Origin of the sequence: Lysinibacillus sp. NPDC096382 (assembly GCF_044762845.1) — a bacterium.
Classification (GTDB): domain Bacteria; phylum Bacillota; class Bacilli; order Bacillales_A; family Planococcaceae; genus Lysinibacillus.
In genome coordinates this window covers 18,122-32,201 of sequence record NZ_JBIWFC010000021.1, presented here as the reverse complement: position 1 = coordinate 32,201, position 14,080 = coordinate 18,122, and the positions used below count along the sequence as shown (strand labels likewise).

Below are 14,080 nucleotides of genomic sequence, written 5' to 3'. Positions count from 1 at the left end.
TTGAAAGAAGTTAAATTTCTTTATACAACTCCACAATTTCCTGGGCTCGATTTAATACAATCTCACGAATATGAGGTGGTTCTAAAACTTTTAAGCGATTGCCAAAGCTAAGAAGAAAGCCGTATAGCCATTCATCCTCAGGTAATGAAATGTTAATAGTTGAATTCTCATTATCTACATGCACAGCGCCAAATGATTCTTCTACTAATGTCGTTATTGCACAATCGAAAGATAACATAAGGTTTACTACATTTTGAGGGTTATGCCACTCTTTATCCCATGGGAGTTCAGATAAGTTGACTTCCCTGCGCTGAAAAGTTGTCATCTCTTCTTGTATATCCTTCATTCTTGAAATTTTAAATAAGCGAAAATCTCCTCTCAACTTGCAATAGCCATAAACATACCAAACCTTTCCCTTTTGTACTAAAGTATGTGGCTCTAATAATCGTCTTGTTATATGACCATGTGTAGTAGAATACGTAAAGCTAACACAATGCTCGCGTTCAATTGCCTTCTTTAATAAAGTAATTTGTTCCTTGAAAATAGCATTTGGCCCCCAAGGACTAAGGTCAATAAACAGCTGATCAATCGATTGTTTTACTTCCTCATCCGCAACACCTGTTAATTTTTCAAGCACTGCTTCAGCATGTGAATCCTCATATGTTGTTAATGCACTTTTAATGGCAATAGAAAGTGACGTAAGCTCCTCCTTCGTCAACACCTGCTTATCAACACGATAGCCATCAATCAAACTAATCCCACCATGAACCCCCTGCTGGCTAATAACAGGAACCCCAACACAGCTCAACGTTTCAATATCTCGATAAATAGTACGAACGGACACATTAAATAAATCGGCAAGCTCCTGGGCTGTCACCTTTTTACGATTTATTAAAATCATCGTCATCGTTAATAAACGCTCTAATTTCATATTTGTACTCCTTTAAGATAAATCTTAGTTTTCCTAATGCTAATTACATCGTTTTACTTACTAATCACCTATCCCTTTTAAGTATTTTTTAAGTAGTTTTTGAGTTTTATTTAAGTCAAATGTACTATAATAACGCCTGATAAATTATTACATTCATTATACTATTTTTACAATATAAGAAAAAAACAACTTAGGTACTTATAATCGGCGCTATTACGTTTTTTCTACTATAGCTACGTTGCTTTTCGTTGTTTTTAACAAACGCTTATAAAATTATTTCACTTCTCTTAACACAACATATAAAACTTCTATCCTCTCTATATAAGGGCCTGAAAGAAAAACTTTATAGTAATAATTTGTGGAAGTTTAATTTTCTTTGCAAAAAGGTACGAGACAACATTGAGAAAAAGCTAAACGATAAATCCTGTACAAAGATATAGCATTGGGGAGACCCTACGCTAACTTATGAGAAACAGAATACGAAGCTAAATCTTGGTATCCAATTATTAATTTTATGTAGAATTATACCTTTTAGTGCCACCCTATTTTTGAGAAGCCTTTTCAAAGACAACGAACTAGAGATTAATGGTTTTAAATTTAATTGTAAAAAAGGAGATTTTGATGTGATTCGAGCCGTTTTAATAGACAATGAACCCTTAGCATTACACTATTTTCAAAATAAACTACAAGCATTTCAGCAAATACAGGTAATTCAAACATTTACAAGTGTAGAAGTATTTTTAAATGAGCTTCCAATAATAGAATTTGACGTCATTTTTTTAGAGGCAAGGCTGAATGAACTAACTGGGCTTGAATTGGCTGATATTATCAAAACTGATCGTCCATATGTTAGTGTTATTTTTATAACTTCCTATAAAGAATTTGCTTTACAAGCATATGAAATCGGAGGTCTTGACTATGTACTTAAACCAATTAGTCATGCTCGCTTAGAAAAAACTATTTCTCGTATTGAGCATGAATATTCCATTCAGCAAATGCTTAAAAAAGCTTCGAAAACTATGTTAAACGTACAATGCTTTAATCAATTTGCCGCATATAGCAACAACAGCTTAGTTGCCTTCAAAACCGAGAAAACAAAGGAGTTATTTGTATATTTCATATTACATCCAAACATTCCTATTCATCGGGATTATTTAATTGAAATTCTATGGCCGGATTTAGACTATGTACGAGCAAAATCGAATCTTCATACCGCTCTTTCTTATTTAAGAAAAACCTTAAATAATATAGGTTATACAAACTGTATTATCTTTTCAAACAAATACTATATCTTCGAGAAACCGAACATCCTTTGTGATTTATATGACTTTCATAGATATTATGAGGATTTCACGAAGTTAGATTTCCCACCGATTTCATTGATCAATCAATGTCTCTCAATTTATAGAAATGGACTACTCATTTATGATGATTATGAGTGGGCTACTGCCTATAAAGATAAGCTGACGAAATCATACATAGATTTATTAGAAAAAGGTTTTCAAGCAACATTACTAACGAATATTGATAAAGCATTAAATTTTTTAAATAGACTATTAGAGTTTGATCCATATAATGAACAAAAACTTGAGCACTATTTACACATTTTAATAAATGCAGGGTTTCATGAGCAGGCATACAAATTATTCCTAGCTTATGAACAGAAGCTAAAAGATGACCTATCGATTTCGCCAAGCCCTACATTAATTGATATTTCTAACAATTTTTTTGTTCAAAAATAAATACAGGATTCATACATTAAAAACGGCGAGCTACTACAATTTGTAGGAGCTCGTCGTTTTACTTATTTCCCTATTTTTTTATACATCACTACCCTCTGTCAGTCCGTGCTTCACAGCATAAAGAGCCGCCTGCGTACGATCCTGCACCTGTAGCTTCGTGAAAATATTAGAAATATGAGTTTTCACTGTTTTTTCTGTAACGAATAAAGAGGACGCAATCTCTCGATTACTTTTCCCTTTTGTAAGCTCTGCAAGTACATCCTGTTCACGAGGTGTTAGAGGGTTTAAAACATGAGGTGCATTTTTTGATTCTTGACGGTCCATTTCAAGAGTTGTTGTTGCTTCTGGGTGTAATGTATTTTCGCCTCGCATAATACGACGAATGGACAATACCAACTCATCAGGTTCAATATCTTTCAACTGATAGCCTGCAGCTCCTGCCTCCATTGCTGGCACTACATGATCACGGTCTGAAAAGCTTGTCAGCATTAGAATTTCTATTTGTGGAAACTTAGCTTTAATGCGCTTCGTCGCTTGAATCCCATCCATCTCAGGCATGACCAAGTCCATAAGTATAATATCTGGCTGTATACTTTCCGCTAAAGCTACTGCCTCAAGACCATTTTTCGCTTCTCCTACAACTTCAATATCTTTCTGAGTTTTTAAGAAAAATAATAATCCACGACGCACTACATGATGGTCATCTGCGATTAAAACACGTATCATACTCTTCCCTCCTAATATGGCAAGCGGATTAACAGCTCTGTTCCTTTGCCAATTTCACTAACCCAATCAGCTTTGCCACCTACTGATTTTGCACGATCCTTTATGGATTGCAAGCCTATCGAAAGTAGCTTCGTGTTATGATCGATGACGAAGCCTCGTCCCTCATCACGAATAACAAGTAAAATATCTGTAGAAGTAACCGTAATATAAAGTGCAGCCTCCAGAACACCGGCATGACGACGAACATTATTTAGTGCTTCTTGAGCTACCCGAAATAATGTTTCTTCGATACGTGATGGGAATTGCAGTACACCTGAAACCGTTACATGAAGCTTCAAGCCAAGCATTTCAGCATACACTTTTATCGCTTCAAGCAAACCATTTTCTAATCCTTTTGGACGAAGCTGCCAAATAAGAGCACGCATTTCTGTTAAGGCATCCTGTGTTAAATGCTGGATCTCCTTAAACGTTTCCTTCACATCACTATCATTTGTCATTTCAATACCAGCTCTCGCAGTTAATGTAACCGAAAAAAGTAGCTGATTCACGGAATCATGTAAGTCTCGAGCTAGACGATTGCGCTCCTTCACAAGTGCCATTTCCTGCTCCTGCTTTGTCAGTAAAATACGCTTGATGGCCGACCCCATCTGAAATGCAACCGATTCAAGTAATGCTAGCTCTTCCTCTGAGAAACGCACGGTATCCTTCGATGCAACATTTAAGACACCAAAACGCTCTTGTCCAGATTGAAGCGGCACAGTTGCATGATGTGTAATGCCTTCGTGATCGCCAACATTTGCAGCAATTGCACTTTCAATACGTTGACATTCAATAATATTAGAAGCTTTCTTTAATTCCTCATTACGATAGCGAGAAACACACCAACAGCCTCCTTTTTCTAAATAATGGCAACTTTTATACTCCAGTGCCTCTGGTAAATTGACATGGACAATAAGCTCTGAGCGCCCTTTTTCATCGATAAAAAAAATCCAGCCCGTTTCAAAATTTGTGCCATTTAAAAATTTCACAAGTGCTTCCTTTAACATCGACACAATTTCAGTTTCTTCGTTTAATAACTCTGCAATCTCTTTTAAAATACCAATATTGGAATGATCATTGTCCCTCACAAAAAACACCTCTTCTTTGGCATTACTAATTTTAATGATAACATTTCAAAGTCTGGAACGTCTGCCTTAGCCGTTCATACTTTAGACTGAAATTTTTCATAAAATATACCTTATTTTGGTTCATCACCAAAAGTTGTGGATGACTTTTGTTAAAACGTATACTATGTAAATAAGTTGATTGTAGTGGAAACTGGGTGACTTCTTAGGAATTAGAGTCACAGATGAGACCATGGAGCGAGCATATAGGGGAACGAAGCTAAAACCATCACGTCCTGTGATAACGCCTTTGTGACCACATCCTGTTGCTGCCGCTACGTTACACTACGCTTTCGCACAAAAAACATCTGTTGCCCCAAGCGGCTCATCGGACGCCCCTAGGAAGCTTTGCTCTGCACGAAAGCGAAGCGTCAGCTACAAAGCACCCAGTCGGAACGGAAATTAACCACATATTTTGGTGATTATACCTTATTTTGGGTAAGTTGATTTACATATAAAACTAGAACAACTATAATCGAACAAGTACATGGTTATACTAAGGAGAGAATTGATATGTCAAAAAAAGTGGAAAATGGCTTATTATTTATTTGGATTGTCTCTGTCGTTGCAACACTAGGTTCCTTATACTTTTCTGAAATTCGTCATTATGAACCTTGTAAAATGTGTTGGTACCAACGAATTTTCATGTATCCAATTGTCATTATGACAACCATTGCCTTTATTCAAAAAAATGCACGTATTGCAGTAACAACTGCTGTTTTTGCCATTATGGGTGGCAGTATATCACTTTACCATTATGGTATTCAAAAGCTTAGTTTTTTAGCTGATACTGCACCATCTTGTGGTCTTGTTTCATGTACTGGTCAATATATTAACTGGTTAGGTTTTATCACAATTCCATTTTTAGCGCTAACTGCATTTATTTTAATTGCAGGGGCAAGCTTTTATGTAATGAAGGCTGCGAAAACAGCAAAATAATTATGAGACCGTGTTCTACATTTGGAATACGGTCTTTCTACGGAGGAAGATTTATGTTTCACTATGAAATAAATACGAATAATTTGACAGTCGAGGATCTATTACGCACTCATTGGCGACTCGGTAAAAAGCTAGTCCATGAATTACGAATGGCGAAGGCTATCACAACAATGGACGGAGAGCCTATTCAGTGGAATGACCCACTACAGGTAGGTACAATCATAAAATTCACATTCCCTATTCCGACATCCAGCTATCAACCAACACCAGTTTGTGCAATTGATGTCGTCTATGAGGATGACCATTGTTTGATCGTTTCTAAACCAAAAGGCATGTCGACACATCCAAATGATGCACGCGATACCCACACTTGTATGAATCATGTTATGGCTCATATTAAAGAGCAAGGTGGCATTTATGCGGAGCATGTCCATCGTTTAGATAAAGGGACACAAGGTTTGTTACTTGTAGCCAAGCATCCTTTAGCAAAATCAATTTTTGACCGTATGATTGAGGAAAAAACCATTATTCGAACATACGCTGCAGAAGTGCAAGGGAATTTACGCTCTACATCTGGCACGATTTCTGAAGGAATCGGAAAAGACCGACATCACGCAACAAGACGTGTCGTTTCAAAAACAGGACAGCATGCAGTTACACATTATGAAGTTGTAGCACGTTATAAAAGCTCTTGTGTTGTCCATCTAATTCTTGAAACCGGAAGAACACATCAAATTCGCGTACATTTAGCACATATCGGTCATCCGATTATTGGAGATACAATGTATGGAGCAAGAGAAACGGCAAGTGGCGACTATGAGCTCCATGCAATTCAATTAGAATTCGAGCATCCATTTTTAAATAAGGCGATCGTTGTAAAGGATCAGCAGTAATTATCGTACTGCACTTCGAATTGTTGCACATAAGCTAACAATTCGAGGTGCAGTTTTTGTATGCTCAAATTTACAAGACATTGTATCTTTGAGAAAAGTAATATTCCTTTACTTAAAATTAGCGCATCGCCATAACGTGGTGTTAATTTTCGTCCCGGCTGCCCGCTTTCCTGGGGGCGTCCGATGAGCCGTATCGTTGTTGCTATCACTTCGCTTTCGCACAGAAAACATCCGCTTCACTGTACGGTCTCATTTGTGACGCTAATCCCCAAGAAGTCGCCCAGCCTCCACTTCAATCACTTATATACATAGTATACGTTTCAATAAATCCCATACCCAATTTTTTGTGATACTTCTTATAATTCTAAAAAAGTATAAATATAATATTTAACATTTCTTTCATCTATTTTTTACAGTAAATTTATTATACATTTCCATTATTGGTAATGACGGTGGATTTCTTTCATGATAGAATTAGATTAAATTGTCCAGTCACCTGACTTACTATGAGGAGGAATTTATTGATGAAATGGGTTAAAAGTATTGCAGCAACAACTCTAGCTGCTAGTTTACTAGCTACACCTGGTTTTGCCGCACATGCAGCGGAAGCAACACCAACAGCTAAGAAAGATGATTTCAAATTAACAATTCTACACTCAAATGACACGCATGCACACGTTGAGGATGCTCCAAAGCGTGCAACAAAAGTAAAAGAACTTCGTGCTGCAAATGCAAACTCACTTCTTTTAGATGCTGGTGATGTTTTCTCTGGTACTTTATACTTTAACGAATTTGCTGGGGAAACTGATATGAAGTTAATGAACTTAATGGGTTATGATGCCATGACTTTTGGTAACCATGAGTTCGATTTAGGATCAAGCCCAGAAGGTCATGCTGCACTTGCTAAATTCGTTAAGGGCGCAGAGTTCCCATTACTAGGATCCAACCTAGATTTTTCGAAAGATTCTTTATTCAATGGCTTACAATTTAAAACAGTCACAAAAGACTTTAAAAATGGTAAAATTTATGATGGCATCATTAAAGAAATCGATGGACAACAAGTAGGTATTTTCAGCTTAACAACAGAAGAAACACCTACGATTTCAAGCGTTGCTAACGTTCAATTTGCAAACTATATCGATTCCGCGAAAAAAGCAGTAGCAGAACTTGAAAAGCAAGGTGTTAACAAAATTATCGCATTAACACACATAGGCTACGATGACTCCTCTGATTGGGATAATGACCAATTACTAGCGAAAGCTGTAGAAGGCATTGATGTAATCGTAGGTGGTCATACACATACAAAATTAGACAAGCCTGTGAAAGCTGAAACACCATTTAAGAACCCTACAATTATCGTTCAAACAGGCCAATATAGCGAAAATTTAGGTGAATTAGATTTAACATTCGACGATAACGGTGCTGTTGTTGACTACTTCGGTCAGTTACATGCTTTAAATGATAAAGAAAAGCCTGTAGCAGCAGATCCTGAAGCTACAGCACTTTTAGCTCCATATAAAGAAAAAATTTCTAAAATATTAAATCAATCAACAGGTAATACAGCTGTGTCACCTCTAAATGGTGGTCGTAATCTTTGGGGTGTACGTGCTGGAGAAACAAACCTTGGTAACTTAATTACTGATGGTATGCTTGCTGGCGCAAAGAAAATTGACCCAGAAGTACAATTTGCATTCCAAAATGGTGGGGGTATCCGCGCAAGCATTGATGCAGGAGATATCACTGTAGGCGAAGTTATGACAGTTATGCCATTCGGTAATGCTCTTGGCATCGTAAAATTAAAAGGTGCTGAAATCTATGAAATTGCTGAACATAGTGTGAAAGAATTCCCGCAAGAATTCGGTGGCTTCTTACACTTCTCTGGTTTACAAGTAGAATTTGACGGTAAAGCACCAGCTGGTAAACGTGTAAAATCTATTAAATTAAATGGTAAAGAGCTAGATAAAGCAGCCTATTATAAAGCGGCAACAAATACATTTACTGCTAAAGGTGGCGACGGCTACGATACACTGAAGAAAGTTTATGAGGACGGCCGTGTAAGTGAACCTGGTACGATTGACTATGAAATGTTTATCGAACACTTAGATACACTGAAAAAAGTTGATTCAAAAGTAGAAGGACGTATTATCGCAACAATCCCATTTAAAGATATCGCAAAAGGCTCCGAAACAGAAGGCTTTGTTCGTGATCTTTATTACCGTGATTTAACAAAAGGTACTTCTGCAACAACATACTCACCAAACGCAAACTTAACTCGTGCACAAGCTGCATCATTTATCGCACGTGCCTTAAAGCTTGAAGCAAAAGGTCAAGCAACATTCTCTGATCTTGCGAATGTAAATCCTGCAACACAAAAAGAAATTACAGCACTTGCTGAAGCAGGAATTGTACAAGGTGTGAATGGCAAATTCAATCCTAATACAAATGTAACTCGTGCTCAACTTGCCTTAATGTTTGCTCGTGCATACAACCTACAACACGATGCAAAAACTGGTTTAAAAGCTGATTTCAGTGATATTTCTCAATATAACGCTGAAACTCAAAATGCTATTGCACTTATGAAAGACTTAAAGATTGTTAGCGGCGTAAACGGCAAATTTATGCCTGGTAACAACGCGACACGTGCGCATATGGCAAAAATGCTTTCTAACTATATTCCATTTGTAAAAGAATCTAAATAATTTTAAAATCCCGCTTCTCTAGGTAGAGAGCGGGATTTCCTGTTATCGAAAAACTATCGTGTCAAAGAAATTAAGACCAAATTAAATAAAGTATGGTCCGCGGCAAAACGAGAGGTTGATTTCCGTTCCAGCTGGGCGCTTTCCTGGGGGCGTCCGATGAGCCGCTTCACTCGCTTTGCTCGCTCCAGGGTCTCATCTGTGACGCTGATCCCCGAGGAGTCGCCCAACCTCTACTCCAATCAACCATTTCACTTTGTGTGTATCTTCTGCATATAGCTCTAATCTATAGTGAAAAACTGAAGTTTTAGCAACAATTATTTTCTGTGCAAAAGCAACGCGGCAGCACCAGATATTATAGTGTGAAAGCGCAGTGTTAACGTAGCGCCAGCGATAAATTGCTAAAACATCGCAATAGTAACAACATCTATACAATCGCGTCACTGTTTAGGACTATTTTCCTCAATTATGGTGAGTAATCATAGTGTTCACTTTTGACATGCATTTAATTTATAAAAGTCTACGCTACCATTGATTGAAGTGGAAGGCTACTCGACTCCCGCGGGAAAGCGAGACAGACGAGACCCTGCACGAAGCGGAGCGAAGGAAGCGGCTCGACGCTCGCCCGCAGGAAAGCGAGTAGCCTGGAACGGAAATCACTCGCCAGAATGTCCACAAAGATTTCCCTGATTATTTTGTTTTTCAACACTACAAAATCCCGCTTCTCAAATTAGAGAGCGGGATTTCTATTGCACTAAAAATTAAATTTAAAGTTATCCGGGTCTTGCCCAAATCGTTCATTACGATTTAACGCCGCTATTTTATCCATTTGAGCTAGTGTTAATTCAAAATCAAAAATCTGGGCGTTTTCCTCAATACGACTAGGTGTCACAGACTTAGGAATAATGAGTGTATCATTTTGTAAATGCCAACGCAGCACTACTTGAGCGGCCGTCTTCCCTATTTCACGACCAATTTCCATAATCATTGGATTATCAAGTACTCCGCCACGGCCTAATGGAGACCATGCGGTAACAGCAATTCCATGCTCACTACAAAATGCTCGTAATGCGTCTTGCTGTAAATATGGATGCACCTCTACTTGATTGACCATTGGTGCTATATTTGCTTTAGCTAATAGCTTTTGTAGATGATGCTCATGGTGATTTGAGACACCTGTTGCACGAACTAATTTTTCATCATATAAACGTTCAATTGCTCGATACGTTTCTTCAAATGTTTCTGGTACTGCCCAATGCGTTAAATATAAATCTAAATAATCCATATTTAACTTTTTCAATGAAACTTCAAAAGCTCGTAATGTTTCATCATAGCCTTGGTCATTATTCCAAACCTTTGTCGTCACAAAAATATTCTCACGTTTAACGCCTGAATGACGAATAGCTTCGCCCACCTCGACCTCGTTACCATAAAGAGAAGCCGTATCAATAGCTCGGTAGCCAAATTTAAGAGCTTTATCAATAGCCTGCAAAGTCTCATCACGCTCTGTCATTTTATAAACACCTAAGCCAAAACGAGGCATCTCCACACCGTTTGCTAATGTTTTTGTTGATTGTAAATTCAAGAATAACAACCCCTTTCTTTTCCTAGTTCCATTATACAAAAAATTGGTTTTAAGAAATATAAGGAAAATTTCAGGGGTAATATCTTATTGATCCTTCGCTTCCTCTTCATAATCATCTACTTGAATAGGATCTGGAATTCGATTGTCTTCTACAAGCTCTAGGCCATCACGCAAATGCTCCATTTGCTTTCCTAAATCCTTTAAATCTTTAAAATTTCTAGCCATTGTACCGTTTTCAATATTTGGAACCTTTTTTTCCATTATTATCACCTCTCTTATAGTTTTCCCGAAATAGTTATTTCTGAACCATTTCTGACATATTTTATTCCGCTATGTCGTTTCATTTTTATAGTAGATAGTCTATACTAAAAAGAGATGTCTTTATAAACTGAGGAGGGTTCTTCCATGAGTTTACTATTAATTATTGGTGTAACTGTTGCGTTCTTAACTGCAATTTTCACTGCTGGTTATGAAGGCGACTACAGAGCAGACAAATAATACCTCAAGAAAATCACTAAGCATGAATATATGCTTAGTGATTTTTTTGTTGTTGCTAAACTATTGTGATGAAATAAGGTGCCCTCTTAAATAAAGTTGGCTCTTCGGCAAAGTGAGGAATTGATTTCTGTTACGACCGAGTGCTTTCCTGAGGGCGTCCGATGAGCCACTTCGGTTACTTCTCTTATTTTTTGGAACAATATAATTACTTGACAATATGTACTTTATAAAATACACTTACTTACATAAAGTAAGTTGATGATTAATTATAACTTAAATTTGGAGGTAATTTACTATGCATTTTCATGAAAAACCTAACACATATGTCACAAATGTTGAAATTAAAGTGAGCGATTTACAACGTTCATTAACTTATTATCAGGAGGTCATTGGCTTTAAAGTTTTACAGCAGGAATCTCATAGAGCAACTCTAACTGCTGATGGCAAAACAGCCTTACTAACAATCGTCCAACCTGAAACAGTAGAAGAAAAAACGAGCTTAACAACTGGCCTTTATCACTTTGCAATTTTATTGCCTACTCGTCGTGATTTAGCGAATATTATTACTCATTTCCATAACAATGGCGTGTACTTCGGAGCATCTGACCATGATGTAAGTGAGGCACTTTATTTAAATGATCCTGATAATAATGGTATTGAGGTTTACGCAGATCGCCCTGAAAATGAATGGACTTGGCATTTCGACCAAGTGCATATGGTGACTGAACCTCTTAAAATCCATTCTATATTAGAGGAAGGCGATGGTAGATGGGATGGCCTACCAGCTGATACGGTTATGGGGCATATTCATTTATCAGTATCTAATTTAGCTGCCGCAGAAGAATTTTATACAAAAGGATTAGGATTTGAGATTGTCACTCGCTATGGAGCACAAGCTTTATTCATCTCAACTGGCCGCTATCACCATCATATCGGTTTAAATACTTGGCACTCTGAAAACGCACCAAAGCTTGGTAAAAATCAGGTTGGCTTACAAACATTTTCACTGCGTCTAGATAATGAAGAGCAAGCAGCTACAATGAAAGAAAATCTCCGTTCCATTGGTGCTCCTGTTATTGATATAGATGGTGGTTTCCAAACAGAGGATCCATCAGGTATCGTTGTTTTATTGAAATTTTAAGAGTGATGTGACGTACTATCCGTCGGGGTGAGGATTGTATCCGTCGCTTAACGGGTGCTTCCCTTCTTTTGCAGAATCCCTTCACCTCTATCGAAAAAACAAAAGAAGTTCTCCGCTATGAGAGAACTTCTTTTTTAATGTAAACCTGGATATCCTTGTTGCCGTAATGCCTCATAAATAACAATTGCTGCTGTATTCGATAGATTGAGTGAACGAACATGTTCACTCTGTGGAATTCGTAAGCACATATCTCGACGCTCATAAGCAAAATCCTTTGGCAGACCTGTCGTTTCTTTGCCAAACATAAAGTAAATATCTCGATCTTTATCACTAAAATCATGTGTCGTAAATGGTTCTTCGCTATAGGTTTCAATTAAATAAACGTCGCCATTTTTGGATACCTCTAAAAAATCCTCTAGCGAATCGTGATACACGACATTGACACTATGCCAATAATCTAAGCCGGCACGTTTTAGCATTTTATCGTCTGTGGAAAAGCCAAGAGGACGAATTAAATGTAGTGAAGTATTTGTGCCAGCACATGTGCGTGCAATATTTCCTGTATTTGCTGGAATTTCTGGTTGATATAAAACGATATGCAATGGCATAACGGTACACTCCCTTAACTAAAAAATTGTAAACCTTTATTAATTTCAACGAGTACTTCCTCGTCTTGTTCTTTTATTTCTGCCTTAAGTAATGCGGATTGAGCCTGCTCCCCGCCTATCTTACCTAAAGCCCATGCGGCTGTTCCTCTAATTACAGGTCGTTCATCCTTTTCAAGAAGCGCTACTAAATCTGGGACGGCAGCTTCTTCTTTGAAGTGCGCGAGTGCCAAAATAGCATTGCGTTGAATTGGCTTTTTCCCCCGCCATGAACCAGAAACATGTCCAAACTTTTCTTTAAAGTCACGATTTGAAATTGTTAAAAGTGGTACAAGTAATGGCTTTGCAAGCTCTGGATCAGGTTTAAATTCCTCATGCATCCAGTTAATCTTCCCTTTATTTTTTGGGCATACGGTCTGACATGTATCGCAGCCATACAAACGATTACCAATATGGGTACGAAACTCATCAGGTAGCATTCCCTTAGTTTGTGTTAAAAAGGCTATACAACGTTGAGAGTCTAGCTGTCCTCCCTCGATTAACGCGCCTGTTGGACAAACATCTAAACATAAGCGGCAATCCCCGCATTCATCCTCCATTGGCTTATCAGGAGCAAAAGGGATATTCGTAATAATTTCTCCTAAATATACATAGGAACCGAACTCTGGCGTAATAATCGAGCAGTTTTTCCCGCTCCAGCCTATCCCTGCACGTTCTGCAACTGCCCTATCCACAAGTGCACCCGTATCAACCATTGATTCAAAACGCACACCTTCTACTCGCTCTTCAAGCCAAGCTGATAATAATTTCAAGCGTCCGCGTATTGCTGTATGATAATCGACACCCCAGGAAGCACGACAGAAAATCCCGCGTCTTGCTCCCTTTTTGCCTACAGGGGCATCTTGCATACGCGACGGATATGCGACAGCTATCGCCACAATACTTTCTGCTCCTTCTAACAATTGTAGGGGTTCGGTACGTTTTTCTATATCGCTTTCTTCAAAGCCAGACTGATAACCAAGCTCTTGCTGACGGCGCAGTCTATTTTTCATTTCAGTAAAAGGAGCTGCTGTTGTAAAGCCTATTTTATCGACGCCAATGGACATTGCATACGCCACAAATTCTCGTTGTAGGTCATGTATGTTCATTTTATTCCCAACT

General features: G+C 37.9%; 12 protein-coding genes. 5 read left to right on the top strand and 7 right to left on the bottom strand.

Going from position 1 to position 14,080, the window contains the following annotated elements; genetic code table 11:
- Window positions 1-10: 10 nt before the first annotated feature.
- Window positions 11-931, bottom strand: coding sequence for a helix-turn-helix transcriptional regulator (locus tag ACIQZA_RS21685; protein ID WP_402883809.1), 921 nt, complete (start codon window positions 929-931; stop codon window positions 11-13).
- Window positions 932-1,554: 623 nt separating this feature from the next.
- Between ACIQZA_RS21685 and ACIQZA_RS21680 the strand changes: the two genes are divergently transcribed.
- Window positions 1,555-2,673, top strand: coding sequence for a response regulator (locus tag ACIQZA_RS21680; protein WP_400937930.1), 1,119 nt, complete (start codon window positions 1,555-1,557; stop codon window positions 2,671-2,673).
- Between the two features lie 78 nt (window positions 2,674-2,751).
- Here ACIQZA_RS21680 and ACIQZA_RS21675 read toward each other — a convergent pair whose 3' ends face one another.
- A complete protein-coding gene (locus ACIQZA_RS21675; protein WP_142510876.1) occupies window positions 2,752-3,399 on the bottom strand; it encodes a response regulator in 648 nt (215 codons plus the stop codon).
- 11 nt (window positions 3,400-3,410) lie between these two features.
- The gene (locus tag ACIQZA_RS21670) at window positions 3,411-4,526 is read right to left on the bottom strand and encodes a GAF domain-containing sensor histidine kinase (protein ID WP_402883811.1); all 1,116 of its coding nucleotides are present in this window, start codon (window positions 4,524-4,526) and stop codon (window positions 3,411-3,413) included.
- A gap of 549 nt (window positions 4,527-5,075) precedes the next feature.
- Between ACIQZA_RS21670 and ACIQZA_RS21665 the strand changes: the two genes are divergently transcribed.
- The 3 genes from ACIQZA_RS21665 to ACIQZA_RS21655 all read left to right on the top strand — a co-directional run bounded on the left by ACIQZA_RS21665 (window position 5,076) and on the right by ACIQZA_RS21655 (window position 9,093).
- On the top strand, window positions 5,076-5,501 hold the full coding sequence (locus ACIQZA_RS21665; RefSeq protein WP_370080976.1) for a disulfide oxidoreductase: 426 nt from the start codon (window positions 5,076-5,078) through the stop codon (window positions 5,499-5,501).
- Between the two features lie 53 nt (window positions 5,502-5,554).
- Window positions 5,555-6,394, top strand: coding sequence for an RluA family pseudouridine synthase (locus tag ACIQZA_RS21660; protein WP_142510873.1), 840 nt, complete (start codon window positions 5,555-5,557; stop codon window positions 6,392-6,394).
- Between the two features lie 524 nt (window positions 6,395-6,918).
- Window positions 6,919-9,093, top strand: coding sequence for a 5'-nucleotidase C-terminal domain-containing protein (locus ACIQZA_RS21655; RefSeq protein WP_402883836.1), 2,175 nt, complete (start codon window positions 6,919-6,921; stop codon window positions 9,091-9,093).
- Between the two features lie 751 nt (window positions 9,094-9,844).
- Here the strand turns inward: ACIQZA_RS21655 and ACIQZA_RS21650 are convergent.
- Entirely contained in the window at window positions 9,845-10,675 is an 831-nt protein-coding gene (locus ACIQZA_RS21650; RefSeq protein ID WP_402883813.1) for an aldo/keto reductase, read from the bottom strand.
- An 84-nt stretch (window positions 10,676-10,759) separates the two neighbouring features.
- Window positions 10,760-10,936, bottom strand: a complete 177-nt coding sequence (locus tag ACIQZA_RS21645; RefSeq protein WP_185903579.1) for a hypothetical protein — start codon at window positions 10,934-10,936, stop codon at window positions 10,760-10,762.
- Window positions 10,937-11,468: 532 nt separating this feature from the next.
- Here ACIQZA_RS21645 and ACIQZA_RS21640 point away from each other — a divergent pair.
- The gene (locus ACIQZA_RS21640; protein ID WP_400937940.1) at window positions 11,469-12,314 is read left to right on the top strand and encodes a VOC family protein; all 846 of its coding nucleotides are present in this window, start codon (window positions 11,469-11,471) and stop codon (window positions 12,312-12,314) included.
- Window positions 12,315-12,448: 134 nt separating this feature from the next.
- Here ACIQZA_RS21640 and trmL read toward each other — a convergent pair whose 3' ends face one another.
- A complete protein-coding gene (trmL, locus tag ACIQZA_RS21635; protein ID WP_400937942.1) occupies window positions 12,449-12,922 on the bottom strand; it encodes a tRNA (uridine(34)/cytosine(34)/5-carboxymethylaminomethyluridine(34)-2'-O)-methyltransferase TrmL in 474 nt (157 codons plus the stop codon).
- A 14-nt stretch (window positions 12,923-12,936) separates the two neighbouring features.
- Window positions 12,937-14,067 (bottom strand): tRNA epoxyqueuosine(34) reductase QueG, encoded by a 1,131-nt coding sequence (gene queG, locus ACIQZA_RS21630; protein ID WP_142510868.1) that lies wholly within the window; start codon window positions 14,065-14,067, stop codon window positions 12,937-12,939.
- Window positions 14,068-14,080 lie beyond the last annotated feature (13 nt).

Coding starts and splice junctions, on each gene's coding strand:
- ACIQZA_RS21685 (WP_402883809.1), bottom strand. CDS start 931: ATGAAATTAGAGCGTTTATTAACGATGACGATGATTTTAATAAATCGT.
- ACIQZA_RS21640 (WP_400937940.1), top strand. CDS start 11,469: ATGCATTTTCATGAAAAACCTAACACATATGTCACAAATGTTGAAATT.
- ACIQZA_RS21665 (WP_370080976.1), top strand. CDS start 5,076: ATGTCAAAAAAAGTGGAAAATGGCTTATTATTTATTTGGATTGTCTCT.
- trmL (WP_400937942.1), bottom strand. CDS start 12,922: ATGCCATTGCATATCGTTTTATATCAACCAGAAATTCCAGCAAATACA.
- ACIQZA_RS21675 (WP_142510876.1), bottom strand. CDS start 3,399: ATGATACGTGTTTTAATCGCAGATGACCATCATGTAGTGCGTCGTGGA.
- queG (WP_142510868.1), bottom strand. CDS start 14,067: ATGAACATACATGACCTACAACGAGAATTTGTGGCGTATGCAATGTCC.
- ACIQZA_RS21655 (WP_402883836.1), top strand. CDS start 6,919: ATGAAATGGGTTAAAAGTATTGCAGCAACAACTCTAGCTGCTAGTTTA.
- ACIQZA_RS21660 (WP_142510873.1), top strand. CDS start 5,555: ATGTTTCACTATGAAATAAATACGAATAATTTGACAGTCGAGGATCTA.
- ACIQZA_RS21645 (WP_185903579.1), bottom strand. CDS start 10,936: ATGGAAAAAAAGGTTCCAAATATTGAAAACGGTACAATGGCTAGAAAT.